The 15,929-nt window shown below is 65.9% G+C and carries 13 protein-coding genes and 1 tRNA gene; 3 read left to right on the top strand and 11 right to left on the bottom strand.

Translation table 11 applies throughout. The features are described 5' to 3' along the window. Window positions 1-452: 452 nt before the first annotated feature. Together ACTZWT_RS06695 and ACTZWT_RS06700 are read right to left on the bottom strand one after the other, a co-directional pair. Window positions 453-1,328, bottom strand: a complete 876-nt coding sequence (locus tag ACTZWT_RS06695; RefSeq protein WP_444768903.1) for a DMT family transporter — start codon at window positions 1,326-1,328, stop codon at window positions 453-455. 83 nt (window positions 1,329-1,411) lie between these two features. After that, window positions 1,412-1,858 carry a hypothetical protein gene (locus ACTZWT_RS06700; RefSeq protein WP_444768904.1) on the bottom strand — a complete coding sequence of 149 codons (447 nt, stop codon included), beginning with the start codon at window positions 1,856-1,858 and terminating at the stop codon, window positions 1,412-1,414. A gap of 207 nt (window positions 1,859-2,065) precedes the next feature. On the opposite strand from ACTZWT_RS06700, the gene ACTZWT_RS06705 reads away from it, so the two are divergent. Further along, window positions 2,066-2,142, top strand: a tRNA-Arg gene (locus ACTZWT_RS06705). 91 nt (window positions 2,143-2,233) lie between these two features. Here the strand turns inward: ACTZWT_RS06705 and ACTZWT_RS06710 are convergent. Together ACTZWT_RS06710 and ACTZWT_RS06715 are read right to left on the bottom strand one after the other, a co-directional pair. Next, entirely contained in the window at window positions 2,234-2,422 is a 189-nt protein-coding gene (locus tag ACTZWT_RS06710) for a YbdD/YjiX family protein (protein WP_444769223.1), read from the bottom strand. A 4-nt stretch (window positions 2,423-2,426) separates the two neighbouring features. Then, window positions 2,427-4,517 carry a carbon starvation CstA family protein gene (locus tag ACTZWT_RS06715; protein ID WP_444768905.1) on the bottom strand — a complete coding sequence of 697 codons (2,091 nt, stop codon included), beginning with the start codon at window positions 4,515-4,517 and terminating at the stop codon, window positions 2,427-2,429. Window positions 4,518-4,878: 361 nt separating this feature from the next. Here ACTZWT_RS06715 and ACTZWT_RS06720 point away from each other — a divergent pair, with 361 nt between their 5' ends. Then, complete coding sequence (locus tag ACTZWT_RS06720; RefSeq protein WP_444768906.1) at window positions 4,879-5,229, top strand: GrlR family regulatory protein; 351 nt, start codon at window positions 4,879-4,881, stop codon at window positions 5,227-5,229. Window positions 5,230-5,251: 22 nt separating this feature from the next. Here ACTZWT_RS06720 and ACTZWT_RS06725 read toward each other — a convergent pair whose 3' ends face one another. The 7 genes from ACTZWT_RS06725 to ACTZWT_RS06755 all read right to left on the bottom strand — a co-directional run bounded on the left by ACTZWT_RS06725 (window position 5,252) and on the right by ACTZWT_RS06755 (window position 14,995). Beyond that, window positions 5,252-7,954: a PAS domain S-box protein gene (locus ACTZWT_RS06725; protein WP_444768907.1), complete on the bottom strand. Its 2,703-nt coding sequence runs from the start codon at window positions 7,952-7,954 to the stop codon at window positions 5,252-5,254. 200 nt (window positions 7,955-8,154) lie between these two features. Beyond that, the gene (locus ACTZWT_RS06730) at window positions 8,155-10,338 is read right to left on the bottom strand and encodes a PQQ-dependent dehydrogenase, methanol/ethanol family (RefSeq protein ID WP_444768908.1); all 2,184 of its coding nucleotides are present in this window, start codon (window positions 10,336-10,338) and stop codon (window positions 8,155-8,157) included. Between the two features lie 150 nt (window positions 10,339-10,488). Further along, complete coding sequence (locus tag ACTZWT_RS06735) at window positions 10,489-11,283, bottom strand: NUDIX hydrolase (RefSeq protein WP_444768909.1); 795 nt, start codon at window positions 11,281-11,283, stop codon at window positions 10,489-10,491. A gap of 4 nt (window positions 11,284-11,287) precedes the next feature. Then, window positions 11,288-12,241 carry a dihydrodipicolinate synthase family protein gene (locus ACTZWT_RS06740; RefSeq protein ID WP_444768910.1) on the bottom strand — a complete coding sequence of 318 codons (954 nt, stop codon included), beginning with the start codon at window positions 12,239-12,241 and terminating at the stop codon, window positions 11,288-11,290. Window positions 12,242-12,410: 169 nt separating this feature from the next. Further along, window positions 12,411-13,271: a MaoC/PaaZ C-terminal domain-containing protein gene (locus ACTZWT_RS06745; RefSeq protein WP_444768911.1), complete on the bottom strand. Its 861-nt coding sequence runs from the start codon at window positions 13,269-13,271 to the stop codon at window positions 12,411-12,413. Between the two features lie 183 nt (window positions 13,272-13,454). Beyond that, window positions 13,455-13,847 carry a Zn-ribbon domain-containing OB-fold protein gene (locus ACTZWT_RS06750; protein WP_444768912.1) on the bottom strand — a complete coding sequence of 131 codons (393 nt, stop codon included), beginning with the start codon at window positions 13,845-13,847 and terminating at the stop codon, window positions 13,455-13,457. Further along, entirely contained in the window at window positions 13,847-14,995 is a 1,149-nt protein-coding gene (locus tag ACTZWT_RS06755; RefSeq protein WP_444768913.1) for a thiolase domain-containing protein, read from the bottom strand. Before ACTZWT_RS06755 ends, ACTZWT_RS06750 begins: the two co-directional genes overlap by 1 nt. 379 nt (window positions 14,996-15,374) lie before the next feature. Between ACTZWT_RS06755 and ACTZWT_RS06760 the strand changes: the two genes are divergently transcribed. After that, a complete protein-coding gene (locus ACTZWT_RS06760) occupies window positions 15,375-15,902 on the top strand; it encodes an RICIN domain-containing protein (RefSeq protein ID WP_444768914.1) in 528 nt (175 codons plus the stop codon). The last annotated feature ends 27 nt before the right edge of the window (window positions 15,903-15,929 follow it).

Raw genomic sequence — 15,929 nt, forward strand, 5'->3', positions numbered from 1 at the left:
AGCGGCTGCCGCTTTCGTGGCTGGACGGGCGCAGCAAGGCCGGGGAGATCCCGCACCGCTGTGTTCCCGGAAGAACGGTCCCGATGCCCAAAATCGCCGCGGTGGGCGCGCCGACGAGGCGTTGCGCGATGGTCCGCAAAGCCATCGCGACACTCACCACCTTTGCGCCACGCGGCGCGCCCCCGCCCCTCGCTGTGACAGCGACGGGTGCACAACTCGGGCTCTTAGGAGCCGCGAGAAGTATTGGGCGTGGCTGTTTGACAATTGAATCGGAGATCGCGGCAGGGCATGGCGACTGCTACACTCACCGCCGTCATCCGCGGGCTTGACCCGCGGATCCATCGCGCGCGCAGCGCGCTGATCGATGCATCTCGTGAAGAAGATGGATTGCCGGGTCAAGCCCGGCAATGACATCAATCTGCATCCCGAGCCCAACGCGGCGCTCGCCTTGCCTACACCCGCGCGCGGTTGACCAGGAACACCGCCGCCGCGCAGGTGGCCATGCCGGCGATCGCGACCGCGTCCAGCCGCTCGTCGAACAGCACGAAGGCCATCAGCGCCGTCACCGCCGGCACCAGATAGAACAGACTCGCCACCGAGGTCGCGGCCGAGCGCCGGATCAGCCAGTACAGCAGCCCGATCGAGCCGATCGACAGCACCACCGCGAGCCAGCTCACCGCCAGCACGAACTCCGCGGTCCAGTCGACCTCGCGGGTTTCGAACAGGAAAGCGCCGGTGGCGAAGAACGCCAGTGCGGCAAGAAACTGCACGAAGTTGCCGGCGCGCCAGTCGATGCCGCCGCAGAACCGCTTCTGGTACAGCGTGCCGACGGTGATCGCGACCAGCGAGCATCCCGAGGCGAACCATCCCCAGCCGGCGTCGCCGCTGATGCTGCGGTTGTGCATGATCATCAGCGCCCCGCCGAGACCCAGCGCCAGCCCGGCCCATTGCTGCGCGGTGACGCGCTCGCCGAGCCAGCGGTTCGCCAGCGTCGAGGTCAGGATCGGCTGCAGGCCCGGGATCAGCGCCGACAGTCCCGCCGGCACGGAGTGTGCGATCGCGATCGCGGTGCCGGCGAGATAGACGCCGTGCACCAGCAGGCCGGCGACGATGCTGTGGCCGATGCCGGCGAGGTTCGGCCAGCGCGGCCGGCCGATCGCGGCGATCGCCGCCATCAGCGCCACCACCAGCACCATCCGGATCGCCAGATAGGTCAGCGGCTCGGCGCCGCTCAGCGCGTATTTGGTGCCGACGAAGCCGGTGCTCCACAGCACCACGAAGATCGCCGGCGCCGCGCGTGCGGCCGGATGGTCGGAGAGTAAAGCCATGGCGGCCTGAGTGCCCGATCCGCGCGCGGGCGGCAATCTCAAAGGTGCGGCGCGGCCCGCGGATGCTCAGCGAGGCGCCGCGATCAGAAGTCCTCGGGGCACGGATCGACGATCTTCCACAGCTCGGCGCCGTTCCTGATCTTCTTCATCTCGTTGGTGAGGCCGCCATTGCGCCGGATCCAGTCCCTCACCGGCTGTGGATAATAGCCCATCAGCTCGGAGGTGCCCTCCGAGCTGTTGACCTTGATGCCGAAGGTGAAGGCCTTGTCGTAATAGGCCAGATGAAAGCCGAGGCTGGCGCGCGGGGTGACGCAGATCTTGTTCAGCGGCACGATGCCGAACACCATGGTACAGGCCGAATTGCAGATGCCGTCGATGATCACCCGCTCGCGGCGTTCTCGGATGCGCTCGTATTTGGCCTTGTACTCGGTGACATAGCCGCCGTGGTCGCGGGTGATGCGCAGATCGGCATGCGCCGGCGACACCATCAGCACCAGAGGCAACAGCAGCGCGGCAAGCAATCTTCGCATGGATCGGTCGGCAACCGGATGGTCGGGAGGAAACGACGGCGGATTCCGCCGGGCTCCCCAATGTGGCGTCACATGGTTTGGAAATCCTTAAGCATCGCATTCCGGCGAAAACATGGGCAATTCTGCGCACCCCCTTGTAAATCCCGGCAAAAATGCGGTAATCGGCAGGTGCCCGGCTGCTTCGCGGCGGCCGGTCGAGTTGGTCAGGCGCTCGTAGCTCAGCTGGATAGAGCATCGGATTTCGATTCCGAGGGCCGGAGGTTCGAATCCTTCCGAGCGCGCCAACTTGTATCGGGAACGGCCTGCGAGCATCCGCGATAGCCGTGTTCCGTCCAAACGGCCGCGCCAATACAGCCGCCGCGACGCTCCCTCCGCTCAACAGCAGCCGCGGAAACGGCCTTTGCCGACGGCGTAGCGCGCGTTCTGGCGCTCCACGAAGAACTCCTTGTACGTCATCGTCGGCTTGTCGGGGTGGTTATCCCGGACATGATCGACATAGGTCTGATAGTCGGGAATCCCGACCATCAGACGCGCGGTGCGAACCGACCATTCCTTCATCGCCATCAGGTCACGCAAGGTCGGCTCCCCGGATCGTCGCAGGCAGACTGATCTCGTTGGCGGTGACCTTAGGATCGCCCAGCGCGCGGCGGATGGCAATGACGCCATAAACGATCATCGACAGCACCACCGCGACGAACAGCGCGCAGAGGGTTGCATCGACGTAATCGTTGACGATGACGCGGTGCATCTCCGCCATCGTCTTCGCCGGCGCCAGCAGCTTGCCGGCGGCGGCCGCATCGCTGAACCTCCAGGCGTGGGCGATAAAGCCGATTTTCGGATCCGCGCTGAAGATCTTCTGATAGCCCGCCGTCAGCGTGCAGATCAGCAGCCATACGGTCGGCACGATCGTCACCCAGGCGTAGCGCTGGCGCTTCATCTTGAACAGCACGACCGTGCACAGGATCAGCGCGATCGCGGCCAGCATCTGGTTGGAAATGCCGAACAGCGGCCAGAGGGTATTGATCCCCCCCATCGGATCGATGACCCCCTGATAGAGGAAGTAGCCCCAGGCGCCGACCGCCAGCGCCGATCCGATCAGGTTGTTGGCCCAGGACTCGGTCTTGCGGAACGACGGCACGACGCTGCCGATCATATCCTGGATCATGAAGCGGGCGACGCGGGTGCCGGCGTCGACCGTGGTCAGGATGAACAGCGCCTCGAACAGGATGGCGAAGTGATACCACAGCCCCATCAGGGCCTTGCCGCCGAACATGCCCGACAGGATATGCGCCATGCCGACCGCGAGGGTCGGCGCGCCGCCGGTGCGCGACATCAGCGTCTTCTCGCCGACGTCCTGGGCGATCTGGGTGATCATGTCGGGGGTGATGACGAAGCCCCAGCCGGAGATCACCTGCGCGGCCTGGACCGCGGTGGTGCCGATCACGCCGCTCGGGCTGTTGATGGCGAAGTAGATGCCGGGCTCGAGCACGGTGGCGCCGATCATCGCCATGATGGCGACGAAGGATTCCGTCAGCATGCCGCCATAGCCGATGAAGCGGAGCTGGTTCTCGTTCTCCACCATCTTCGGCGTGGTGCCCGACGCGATCAGCGCATGGAAGCCGGACACCGCGCCGCAGGCGATGGTGATGAACAGGAACGGGAACAGGCCGCCCGACCAGACCGGCCCGCTGCCGTCGATGAATTTGGTGAGCGCCGGCATCTTCAGATCGGGCTGCACGATGATGATGCCGACCGCGAGCAGCGCCATGGTGCCGACCTTGAGGAAGGTCGACAGATAATCCCGTGGCGCCAGCAGCAGCCACACCGGCAGCACCGACGCCACGAAACCGTAGCCGATGATCACCAGCGCGAGGGTTTCGCCGCTGAGATCGAACCACGCCGCCAGCGCCGGATTTTCGGAGACGGTGCGGCCGTAGATCAGCGACGCCAGCAGCAGGGCCACGCCGATCAACGACATTTCCCCGATGCGGCCGATCCGGATGAAGCGGGCATAGACGCCCATCAGCATGGCGATCGGAATGGTGGAAAACACCGTGAAGGTGCCCCAGGGACTACCGACCAGCGCCTTGACCACCACCAGCGCCAGCACGGCGAGCAGGATCACCATGATCAGCAGCACGCCGACCAGCGCGATGCTGCCGGCCACCGGGCCCATTTCAGAGCGCACGATATCGCCGAGCGAGCGGCCGTCCCGCCGCGTCGAGAGAAACAGCACGATGAAATCCTGCACCGCGCCGGCGAACACCACGCCGGCGAGAATCCAGAGCGTGCCGGGCAGATAGCCCATCTGCGCCGCCAGCACGGGGCCGACCAGCGGACCGGCGCCGGCGATGGCCGCGAAGTGATGACCGAACAGCACATAGCGGTTGGTCGGGACGTAATCGAGACCGTCATTATGCTGGTAGGCCGGCGTCCGCCGCGCGGGATCGACGCCCAGGACTTTCTCGGCAATGAACAGCGAGTAGAACCGGTAGGCGATGAAGTAGACGCACACCGCTGCAATCACGAGCCAGGACGCGTTGATGGTCTCGCCCCGGCTGAGTGCGACGATTCCGAAAGAGACCACGCCGACCGCGATCACCGCAGCCCAGATCAGCTTTGACAGAAGCGAACTTCCCTTGGTGGCGAGCGTATTCATAGCTTCCTTCGTGATGATCGGCCCGATGCGGTCTGGCATCCCTTTGCGAGCATGAATTCCTCGCCGAAAGGGCCCGCGTTGATCCCGATCAAACGCGCGCGGCAAAAGCGCGCCCCTTCGCCTGCCGTCCGGGCTTGGCGCCCGCCTTTTCTACCTGTCACATGAGCTCTCGACGATCGGGCCGTGGAGTCGGGCCGCCATCCGGCGCCGACCCGCGGCCTCCTCGTGCTCCTTGGCCGAACAACCCCGAAACGCCCCGCGAGCGCCTTCGCGTGATCCTGTCACGTTGACGTCGATTGGCCGGCTTTGGCATAAGTGAGCAGCGCCTTTCAGCGATCGACCGACGGCGCGGGGGGACGTGATGAGGAACGGTCTGTATTCGATCCACGCCGATCTGTTGGACGGCCGTTCCGGCAAGGGCAGCGGCGTCGCGTTGTTCCGGAACGGCAAGATCCACGGGGGCGACGCCTATCTGTTCTACACAGGTAGCTACGTCACGACCGGCGATACCTTCAAGGGCGAGGTCACGGTCAGCCAGCACACGCCGAGCCCCGACGCCAATCCGCTGTTCGGCGGCCAGAAGGAACCGGTCGGCATCGGCGTTTCCGGAAGCTGGACCGAGACCTCGGCGGTGATGCAGGGCACGGCGCTGGTCGGCAAATCAAGCCAGTTGTTCCGGGCGACCCTGCGCTGGCTCGCGGAAGCCGACTGACGGCGATGGAAGCGCCCCGCCCTCAGGCCTGCGCGCTCAACGGCTGGTCCACGACATCGCGCGGCGCCACGCGCGGCAGGATCATCTGGATCCGGGTGCCGTGGCCCGGCTCGGAATCCAGATCGAGCCGGCCGCCGAGGCGATTGGTGACGATGCTGTAGACGATGTGCAGGCCGAGCCCGGTGCCGCCCTGATCCCGCCGCGTGGTGAAGAACGGATCGAACGCCCGCCTGCGCACATCGAGACTCATGCCGCAACCGTCGTCGGCGTAGATGATCTCGACATTGTCCTTGCCGGAGGCTCGGACCTTGATCTCGACCGTGCCGGCGCGGCCGTTCGGGAACGCGTGCGCCACCGAATTCAGGAACAGATTGGTCAGCACCTGCCCGTAGGGGCCGGGATAGGAGTTCATCGTCAGCCCGGGCTGGCAGTCGACGTCCAGCGTCAGGTTGTGCTTGCGCAGCCCCGGCCGCAGACTCATCACCACCTGCTCGGTCAGGTCGCCGAGGTCGAACGGCCGCTGATCCGAGTAGTTGCGGTCGGCCGCGACCTGCTTGAACGACTGGATCAGTTCGGCCGCGCGATTGAGATTGGCGACGAGCTGAGACGACGCATCGCGGCTGGTGGCGAGGAATTCATTGAGCCGCGAGCGCTTCAGGTCGCCGCGCTCGACTTCGGCGGCGAACACCGAGGTCTTGCGCTCCAGCGCGGAGGCGACCGTCAGGCTGATGCCGACCGGATTGTTGACCTCATGGGCGACGCCCGCGACCAGACGACCGAGCGCGGCGAGCTTCTCGGCCTCGATCAGTGACTGCTGGGTTTCGCGCAGATTGCGCAGCGCCGCCTCGGCCGCGTCCTTGGCCTTGCGCATTTCGAGCTCGCCGCGCTTGCGCTCGCCGATATCGAGCGCGACGGTGACGATCCGCTCGATGTTCCCTTCGGCGTCCTTCAGCGGCATCTTGTTGACCAGCCACTGCCGCATCGCGCCGGTGGCGTCGTGATATTCCTCCTCGTAGAATCCCAATCCCTCGCCCGTCTCCAGCACGCGCTTGTCGTTGGCGTCGGTCTTGTGCGAGCCGTAGCGCGACATCAGATCGGCGGTGGTGCGGCCGATCGCATCCCTCGGGTCGATGCCGAAAATCGTCGCCATGTAGCGGTTCATCAGCAGATAGCGCAGCTCGGTATCCTTGACGTTGATCACCGCGGGCACGGTGTCGATCACCTGCTGCAACAGGCGGCGCCCCTCTGCGACCGCGGTTTCCGCGCGCTTCTGATCGGTGATGTCGCGAACGGCGCCTTCATATCGGATCACCGCGCCGGTCTCGTCGCGCACCGCGCTGGCGCTGTCCGACAGCCACAGCACCTCGCCGTTGCGCTTGAACGCCTGATATTCGAATTCGCGCACCATGCCGTCGCGCTGCATCAACGTGCGGTAGGCGTCACGCTTGCCCGGATCGACGTAGATCGAGCGGGCGATGTCCCGGGTCTCGCGCATCAGTTCGGCCGGATCGTCGTAGCCCATCATCCGCGCCAGCGCCGGATTGGCGTTGAGCAGCGCGCCGTCCGGCGTCGTCACGTAGATGCCGTCGATCGAGCCTTCGAACAGCTTGCGGTAGCTTTCCTCGGCGAGGCGCTGTTCGGCCAGCGCCCGCACCGCGGCTTCCCGGGCGCCGTCGGCCTCGACCAGCGTCCGACGGAAGACTTCCGCCGCGCGGGCGATGTCGCCGATCTCGTTCTTGAGGTCGATCGCCGGAATCGCGGTGTATTGCTGGCCGGCGGCAAGCTGGCGGATCGCGGCGGTGATCGCGGTGAGCGGACCGACTGTCCGGCGCACCACGAACGCCGCCGCCATCAGGCCGACGAGCACGCCGGCGGAGCCGAGCACGATGCTCTGCCACTTGTCCTCGGTGAGCGTCCGGGCGAGGTCGCGTGACAGCACCCTGCCCCGCCTTGCGGCGACATCGCGCAGCAGCTCGGTGACCCGCCCGATCAGCCGCCCTTCGGTGCCCAGCACGTTGCGCTCGAGCAACGCGATCTCCTGCTCCACCGCGGTGGTCGAGATGATCACGTCGGCATAGTCGCGCACTGCGGTCGCGGCGGCGGCTTCGCCGATCGGGATCGCGCTCATCCGCTGCGCCGCTTCGCCCGCACCGACCAGATCGCGCGACAGCAGCGCGGCGGCGATCTTGCTGTGCTCGCCGTGCAGGGCCGCGGCGAGCGAGCGGTCCCGCAGTCCGATGACGACGGCCTCGAACGCTTCGCGCAGCGGCGGCACGGTGGCGACCATCTCGGCCCGCCGCGGCATCAGCGCCGTGATCCGCTCCAGCCCGTCGCGATAATTGCTGAGCCGCTCGGTGACGCCGTCGATCATCTCGCGCTGATCGGAATCGAGTTCGAGACGGGTTTTCTTCAGCAGCGCCGTCAAGGTCGACGCGGCCTCGAACACCCGGCCGGCCGGCTGCGCGCTCGGCTCGCTGACGACCTGGCGCGCAGCGAAGCGCAGGTCGCTCATCCGGCGCTCGATCTCCTCGGCGAGATCGCCGACGCTCTGCAGCCGCTGCAGCTCGGCGAAGGTGGCATCGATATGCCGGATCGCGACGACGCTGCCGATGCTGGTCATGGCGATGATGGTCAGCAGCAGCAGGAAGCTGCCGAACGTCATCTGTCCGATCGAGAGCGTGCGCGACCTCACGCTCTGGACGAACGCTGAAACGGCGTTTGGCATGCCGGCGAAACCGCTCCTGTCGAGGCAAATGTCTGTCTACAATCGCCGCGAAGGGTACAGCCTCGCCCGGCCGGCAACAATGTCCTTCCGCGGGCTGCCGCGCCGCCCGCCCCCTGCAGGTCACTGGTCCCCGCCGTCGCGGACCCTGGATCGGGAAGCGCCTGGTCCAGGGTCCGCCGGCGCCAGTCGTCGGGCCGCCGCTACTTCTTGGGCCGGATGGCGTCCGCTGTGCCCTGGATGAAGGCCTGGATCTTGACCACGTCCGCCTCGGTGAGCTTGCCGGAGAAGTCCGGCATGCCCTTGTCGCGGTGCGGGCCCCTGAACACGATGTCCTTCAGATTGGCGATATTCTCGGTCGAGCTATAGCCGAGATTCTTGACGTTGCCGCCGCGGTCGACGCCCGGCACGCCATGGCAGGTGGCGCAGGCCGCGACATAGATCGCGGTGCCCTCCGGCACGTCCTTGGGATCATACTCGATCCCGGTCAGCAGATTGCCCATCTGATACTTGGTGAATTCGGGCATCGGCGCCTTGCCGCCGACCGCGAAGGTGTAGACCGTGCCCGGCGCTTCCTTCTCCGTGGCGCGCTGGCTGATGCCGAACACGCCGCCCCAGCCGACCGCGATCGAGACGTATTGCACGCCGTCGACCATGTAGGTGGCCGGCGCCGCCACCGCGCCGGTACCGAGCGGGCTCTCCCACAGCTTCTCGCCGGTCTTGGCGTTGTAGGCGACGAAGCGACCGTCGGCGGTGCCCTGGAAGACCAGATTGCCCGCGGTGGTGAGCGTGCCGCCGTTCCACGGCGCCACATATTCCGCGCGCCAGACTTCCTTCTGTTGCACCGGGTCCCACGCCAGCAGGCGGCCGAACGGCAGGTTCTTCGGCGGCACCGCGTTCAGCGTGAAGCCGACGTTCCAGCCGGTGGCGCTGCCGAACTTCAGCGGTTCGGTCTTGTTGTGAGCCATCGCCTTCTCGCCGGTGAGGTTCAACGGCACGCCTTGCGCCGGCAGATACACCAGCCCGGTCTGCGGATTGAACGACATCGGGTGCCAGTTGTGCGCGCCATACGGCCCGGGAATGCTGTCGAACGATTTGGTCGGGTCGCGCGCTTCCGGATTCTCGATCGGCCGGCCGTTGGCGTCGTAGCCGGTCGCCCAGTTCACCTCGACGAAGTTCTTCGCCGAGATGAACTTGCCGTTGGTGCGGTCGATCACGAAGAAGAAGCCGTTCTTCGGCGCGTGCAGCACCACCTTGCGCGGCTGGCCGTCGATGGTGAGATCCGCCAGGATCATCGGCTGGGTCGAGGTGTAGTCCCAATTGTCGCCGGGCGTCTCCTGATAGTGCCAGATGTATTTCCCGGTGTCGGCGTTCAGCGCCACGATCGAGCCTAGATAAAGATTGTCGCCGCCGGACGGGCTGCGCAGGTGCCGGGCCCAGGGCGAGCCGTTGCCGGTGCCGATATAGACCATGTTGAGGTCCGGATCGAAGGTGATGGTGTCCCACGCGGTGCCGCCGCCGCCATTGACCCACCATTTGCCGGCCGGATCCCAGGTCTTGGCCGCCGCCTCCATCGAGGCGTCTTCGAAAGGCTTCGACGGATCGCCCGGCACCGTGAACCAGCGCCACGCCTGGTTGCCGGTCTCGGCATCGTAGGCGGTGACGTAGCCGCGCGCGCCGTATTCGGCGCCGCCATTGCCGATCACCACCTTGCCCTTGAACACCCGTGGCGCGCCGGTGATGGTGTAGGAATGGTCGTGATCGATCAGCGTGTCCTTTTCCCAGACCACCTTGCCGGTCGCAGCATCCAGCGCGATGAGGCGGCCGTCATAGGCGCCGACGAACACCTTGCCCTTGTGCAGCGCGACGCCGCGGTTGACGACGTCGCAACAGCCCTTGTAGCCGCTCTCGCGGGTAACGCCCGGATCGTAGGTCCAGATCTTCTTGCCGGTCCGCACGTCGACGGCGTGCACCACGCTCCACGACGCGGTGACATACATGATGCCGTCGACCACCAGCGGCGTCGCCTCGACGCCGCGGTCCGAGCCGAGATTGTAGCTCCATTGCAGGCCGAGCGATTTGACGTTGCCGGCATTGATCTGGTCGAGCTTGCTGAACCGCGTCTCCGCGTAGTCGAGCCCATAGCTCGGCCAATCATTGGTGGTCTTGGCGTTGGCGATGATCGCGGCGCCGTCGATCGCGCCGGTCGCGGCGCGGATGTGATCGGCGGAGCCCTTCGCATTCTGCGCGAAGGCGCCGCCATGAAACAGTGCCGCGGCGATGAGCGCGGCGGCACCGACTTTCAGGTCTCTCTTTGCGGATCGTGGTTTCGCGTTGTCGCGGAGGAATCGGCGCGCAAACCACACCGAAACGGCAGGCTGTTTCATGCTTCGCTCCCTATGGCCTCTGGCGGGCCTGGCCGGGAGTGTTGCGCGCGTTGATGCCAGCGTCAACCAAGGACGCACGTGCTACAAGTTGTATCGCATGACGCGCCGCAGCGCGCGTTCGCCGCAGCGCAGCGCGCGAAGCGGCGTGAACTAACTGCCGGTGAATTCGAACACGTCGCCGTCGTAGCCGGCTTCGGCCGGAATCCGCAGCGTTCGCTTGTCGCCGTCCCGCCCCATGATCGGCATCACCGAGACCACCGGTTTGCCGCGGCATTCGTCGAGCGCCTGCCGGACGTTCGGCTGCTTGCCGAGCCGGATCAGGTTGCGCGTGGTCGGAAACGGCAGGGTGAAGCGTCCGTTCGCGCCGCCGTCGAGCGCCTCCTGCGGCGACAGCCAGACCGAATCGGTCGACTCCTTGCCGTCGTGCATGCCGAGCTGTTCGGGCGGCGCCTCGGCGAGGAAGAACCAGGTGTCGAAGCGCTTCGGCAGCTTCTCCGGCGTGATCCAGTGCGCATAGGGCACCAGCAGATCGAGCGCCAGCACCAGAGCGTTGTCGGCGAGGATCTGCGAGAACGTGATCTTGTGCTCGCACAGCGCGGTGCGGTGCGCCGCCTCGATCTCGGCGGCACGCGAGGCCGCGACGAGCTGATCTGCGCCGCGCGGGCGCGCCAGCAGGATGCCGCTTTCCTCGAAGGTCTCGCGGATCGCAGCGATCCGGAAGTCCAGCGCCGGCGCGTCTTCGGCCTCCGCGCAGCAATACAGCTCCGGCTGCCCGATGATCTCGCGATCGCCGGGATCGACGCTGCCGCCCGGGAAGACCAGCGCGCCGGAGGCGAACTCGATCTGATAGTGCCGCACCATCATGAAGACGTCGAAGCCGTCCGGCCGATCGCGCAGCAGCATGATGGTGGATGCGGGACGCGCCACCGCCGTTTCGCTCGACATCGCCCTACTCCGCCGCGTTGGAATGCAATTCGAGATCGGCGCGCTTGTCGATTCGGGCGAGCCGCGACAGCAGATAGTCGACCTCCTCGCGCGCGGTCTCGCTCATCACCGAGCCGGGCTTGCGCTGCGCCGACGAGGCGATGATGCCGCGCTTCTTCAGCACGTATTTGCGCACGGCGAGCCCGACGCCTTGCTGCTGCTCGTAGCGGATCAGCGGCAGATGCGCGTCGAACAGGTTGTGCGCGAGATCGCGCTGTCCCGCCTTCGACAGCTTGACGACGTCGACCAGCATGTCCGGGAAGCAATAGCCGGTCATCGCGCCGTCGGCGCCGCGCTCCATCTCGAAATCGAGGAACAGCCCGCCATTGCCGGTCAGGATCGACAACGGCCGCAGCGAGCCGTCCTTCTGATACGCGCGCAATCTGGTGATCTTCTCCAGCCCCGGCCAGTCCTCGTGCTTCAGCATCACGCAGGACGGGTTCTCCATCACGATCCGCCGGATCACGTCGGGCGTCATCACCACTGACAGCGTCAACGGATAGTCCTGCAGCACCCACGGAATATCGTCGCCGATCGCCTTGATGGCCTGACGGAAATAGCCGGTGATCTGCTCGTCGGTCCGCAGGCTCGGCGGCGGCGCGATCATCACGCCGGCGGCGCCGGCATCCATCGAAGTGCGCGCCAGCGTACGCATCGTGGCGAAGCCCGGCGCCGACACCCCGACGATCACCTGCATCGACGTGGCGCGCTTGACGAACCGCACAGCCACGGCTTCCGCCTCGGCGGCATCGAGCTTCGGCGCTTCGCCGAGAATGCCGAGCACCGTGACGCCTTCGCAACCGACCTCGGCGTAGAAGTCGGTCAGCCGGTCGATCGAGGTTTCGTCGATCTTGCCGTCCGGATGGAACGGCGTCGGAGCGATGGCGAAAGTGCCTGCGGCGTCGGGGGTCAGCTTCATCGGGGCAGCCTTTATCCAGTCGTGGCCGAAATTCAATCCAATCGACCACTCGATAACATCATCCCCGGCCAAAATCCCCCCCGCCCTCGCATGGCCGTGTCCCGCCGACAATCCGGGAACCAGGACATTGCATCGAGGTGGGAACTGGATTCTGTGGCGGCGAGTTTGCCTAGCCCAGCACGCTCCTGCCGCTCTTGATGACGGTGACGTCGCGCGCCTTCACCCTGGCCTCGAACGAAACCACATTGCCGTCCTTCCACAAATCCATCGTGACGGTCTCGCCCGGATACACCGGCGACGAGAACCGCACGGCGTGCTGCCGGAACGCCGAGGCATCGTAGTCCGCGTAGGTCTGCAGCACGCCGCGGCAGGTGATGCCATAGGTGCACATGCCGTGCAGGATCGGCCGCGGGAAGCCGGCCTTCTTGGCGAACTCCGGATCGGAATGCAGCGGGTTGCGGTCGCCACACAGCCGATAGATCAGCGCCTGATCCGGCCGCGTGGTGATGTCGATCGTGCGATCCGGCGCGCGGTCCGGCATCTTGTGCGGCTCGGGCTGCTCCAGCGCCGGGCCGCCGAAGCCGCCGTCGCCGCGGGCGAAGCGGGACGCCAGCAGCGTCGCCAGTTCGGCGCCGGCTTCGTCGCGCAGGATGGTCTGGTGACGGATCACCACACCCTTGTCCTTGCCCTTGTCGTAGACCGCCAGCACGCTGGAATCCGCGGTGATCTTGGCCGCCACCGGCATCGGCCGGTGAAAGGTGATGTCGCGCTCGCCGTCGACCACCAGCAGGCGGTTGAGATTCATCTCGCCGGGGCCAGCGCCCCACGCCGCGACCGAGGCGAAGGTCGGCACCACTTTCAGCGGCCGCTCGGTGTAGGTCGCCTCGTTGACGAAGGCGAGTTCACGCTCGTCCATCGGATCGGCGCCGAGGCCGATGCCATAAGCGTAAAGCATCACGTCGCGATCGGTGTAGGCGTAGTTCTGCCCCGTCGTCTTCAGGGCCATCAGTTCGTCGTAACGGGCCGACATCGGCTTCTCCATTGTTGTTATTAGTGTTACGCTTGCGACTGCGCCCTCTCCCCTTGTGGGAGAGGGCTGCACTGACGTCGCACCGATTGCAGTCCGGTGAGGGGAAGCGGCATCGCGCGCTTGACCCCTCACCCGCCTGTGCTGCGCACAGGCACCCTCTCCCACAAGGGGAGAGGGAAGTAATCAGACCACTGTGAAGAACGGCAGCGGTGCGCCGCCGTCGCTCGGCTTGAACACCACCTTGACCTTCTGCCCGATCTTCAGCGTGGCGAAATCGCAGTCGACGAAATTGGTCAGCACCGACGGGCCTTCCTTCAGCGTGACGTAGCCGATGGCGTAAGGGCCGGTCGCGGATTTTCGCATGTGACTGTAGCTGTAGATCTCGCCTTCGCCCTTGCTCTCTTCCCACACCGTCTGGTCCGAGAAGCAGAACGGGCACAGCGCGCGCGGAAAGTAGTGCGCCTCGCCGCATGCCTGGCAACGCTTGATCAGCAGCTTGCCTTCGCTCGCCGCATCCCAGAAAGCCTTCGTTTCCGGATTGCCTTGCGGCGCGGGATATTTCACGGGGCTGTTCATCACACGCGCTCCAGAATGCAGGTCGATGCGGCGTGGCGGATGCCGAGCATGCCGCCGGTGCCGTGCGCCAAGGCGAGGTCGCAGTTCGGCACCTGCACCTTGGGATGCGCTTCGCCGCGTAGCTGGCGCACGGCTTCAAGAATCTTGGTCATCCCGCCGCGGTTCACCGGATGATTGCTGCACAGCCCGCCGCCATCGGTGTTGAACGGCAGCTTGCCGACGCCGGAAATCAGGTTGCCGTCGGCGACGAATTTGCCGCCGTCGCCCTTCTTGCAAAACCCGAGATCCTCCAGCTGCATCAGCACCGTGATGGTGAAGCTGTCATAGATCGAGGCGTATTTGATATCCTTCGGGGTGATGCCGGCTTCCTCGAACGCGCGCGGGCCGGACCAGACGCCGGCCGAATAAGTGAGATCGAGATCCTTGCCGCCGCGCGGACCCTTCATCGCCTCGCCATGGCCGATCAGGCGCACCAGCGGCTTCTTCAGGCTCCTGGCGATCTCCTCCGTGGTCACGATCAGCGCCCCACCGCCATCGCTGACGACGCAGCAATCCATCCGGTGCAGCGGGTCGGAGATCATCGGCGAGTTGATGACGTCCTCCACCGTGACGACGTCCTTCAGCATGGCATGCGGGTTGTACTGCGCGTGATGCGACGCCGCGACCTTGATCCAGGCGAGTTGTTCGCTGGTGGTGCCGTAATCGTGCATGTGGCGCATGGCGCACATGCCATAGGCATTGTGGGTGGTCGCCCCGTAGGCGGTCTCGAAATCGGCCTCGGCGCCCTGCGCGCGCGGCGGCATCGCGCCGGTGCGGGGCTTGCCGGCCAGCGTGATCAGCGCGATCGAGCATTTGCCGGCGGCGATCGCCTGCGCGGCATGGCCGAGATGGATGATGTAGGAGCAGCCGCCGGTTTCGGTGGAATCGACGTGGCGCGGCTTGATGCCGAGATAGTCGACCATCGGCCACAGCCCGCCGGGCGCATCGCCGGCGCAGAAATAGCCGTCGACGTCCTTGTGGGTCAGCCCGGCATCTTCCAGTGCGCCCTTGGCGACTTCGGCGTGCAGCTGCGCGATGGATTTGTCCGGCGCGTGGCGCGTGGGATGTTCATAGATCCCGGCGAGGTAGGCCTTGCCTTTGATGCTCAACACAGTCTCCGCTGGTTTGTCGTTGCGGATGTCTTCGCCCGTCGCGGCCGGATTGGCAAGCGCCGGTTTTCGCACGCAATCCCGTGTCGAGGAATGTGCGACGCGGTCGCTTGCGCGCGTAGCACCCGCCCGACGTCCGCCCCGTTGCGCTCGCCGCCGCGACGACGCGCTGGCCGGAACCGCGGCGCGGAGAAGCACGTGGCGATTGCTTCTCGGGGCGTATTACCTCTATGACCTTGTTCTGCGGTGAAACCACTGCTCCGAAGCTCGAGCAGGCGATCGTTTCGGCTGATCGACTTCCGTTGCACCGACCCGCCCTTCCCCGGCCTTTCCCCTGCTCACCCCATCGTCGCCATCCGGATTCGGATAGAAAGCACACATGCGCCACGCACGCCTCATGCTCGCCCTGTTGCTCGGTTCCTCGCTCGCACCGCAGATCGCGTCGGCGGCCGGATTGAACACCGGGGTCTATCACCGGCTCACCACCGACTTCCGCGGCCCCGACCTGGCGCTCGACGTGTTCAACGGTGGACCGAAGAACAACCTGACTCACCTGATGCCGGCGGAGAACGTCTCCGGCCAGTTGTGGCGGTTCACGCCTGCCGACGACGGTTACTACAAGATGACCACACAGTTCCGCGGCAAGGACATGTGTCTCGATATCATCAATGGCGGGCCGACCAACAACCAGCCGTGGCTCACCAAATGCGACGACGTCACCGGCCAGATGTGGCAAGTGGTGCCGGATGGCGACGGATATCGGCTGAAGACGCAGTTCCGCGGCAAGAACATGTGCCTCGACATCTTCAATGGCGGAGCCACCAACAACCAGCCGTGGCTCACCAAATGCGATGATGTCAGCGGCCAGGACTGGCGCATCACGCCGACCGCAACCCCGGTCCGCTGAGCATATCGCCCGGACGCGCACCGCGAT

The organism is Rhodopseudomonas sp. NSM, assembly GCF_052445935.1.
In the GTDB taxonomy this organism is placed as follows: domain Bacteria; phylum Pseudomonadota; class Alphaproteobacteria; order Rhizobiales; family Xanthobacteraceae; genus Rhodopseudomonas.

What these genes read in the sequence shown, in the direction of transcription:
- ACTZWT_RS06695 (WP_444768903.1), bottom strand. Translation starts at nt 1,328, where the DNA reads ATGGCTTTACTCTCCGACCATCCGGCCGCACGCGCGGCGCCGGCGATC.
- ACTZWT_RS06725 (WP_444768907.1), bottom strand. Translation starts at nt 7,954, where the DNA reads ATGCCAAACGCCGTTTCAGCGTTCGTCCAGAGCGTGAGGTCGCGCACG.
- ACTZWT_RS06700 (WP_444768904.1), bottom strand. Translation starts at nt 1,858, where the DNA reads ATGCGAAGATTGCTTGCCGCGCTGCTGTTGCCTCTGGTGCTGATGGTG.
- ACTZWT_RS06715 (WP_444768905.1), bottom strand. Translation starts at nt 4,517, where the DNA reads ATGAATACGCTCGCCACCAAGGGAAGTTCGCTTCTGTCAAAGCTGATC.
- ACTZWT_RS06750 (WP_444768912.1), bottom strand. Translation starts at nt 13,847, where the DNA reads ATGAACAGCCCCGTGAAATATCCCGCGCCGCAAGGCAATCCGGAAACG.
- ACTZWT_RS06740 (WP_444768910.1), bottom strand. Translation starts at nt 12,241, where the DNA reads ATGAAGCTGACCCCCGACGCCGCAGGCACTTTCGCCATCGCTCCGACG.
- ACTZWT_RS06710 (WP_444769223.1), bottom strand. Translation starts at nt 2,422, where the DNA reads ATGGCGATGAAGGAATGGTCGGTTCGCACCGCGCGTCTGATGGTCGGG.
- ACTZWT_RS06730 (WP_444768908.1), bottom strand. Translation starts at nt 10,338, where the DNA reads ATGAAACAGCCTGCCGTTTCGGTGTGGTTTGCGCGCCGATTCCTCCGC.
- ACTZWT_RS06745 (WP_444768911.1), bottom strand. Translation starts at nt 13,271, where the DNA reads ATGTCGGCCCGTTACGACGAACTGATGGCCCTGAAGACGACGGGGCAG.
- ACTZWT_RS06720 (WP_444768906.1), top strand. Translation starts at nt 4,879, where the DNA reads ATGAGGAACGGTCTGTATTCGATCCACGCCGATCTGTTGGACGGCCGT.
- ACTZWT_RS06760 (WP_444768914.1), top strand. Translation starts at nt 15,375, where the DNA reads ATGCGCCACGCACGCCTCATGCTCGCCCTGTTGCTCGGTTCCTCGCTC.
- ACTZWT_RS06735 (WP_444768909.1), bottom strand. Translation starts at nt 11,283, where the DNA reads ATGTCGAGCGAAACGGCGGTGGCGCGTCCCGCATCCACCATCATGCTG.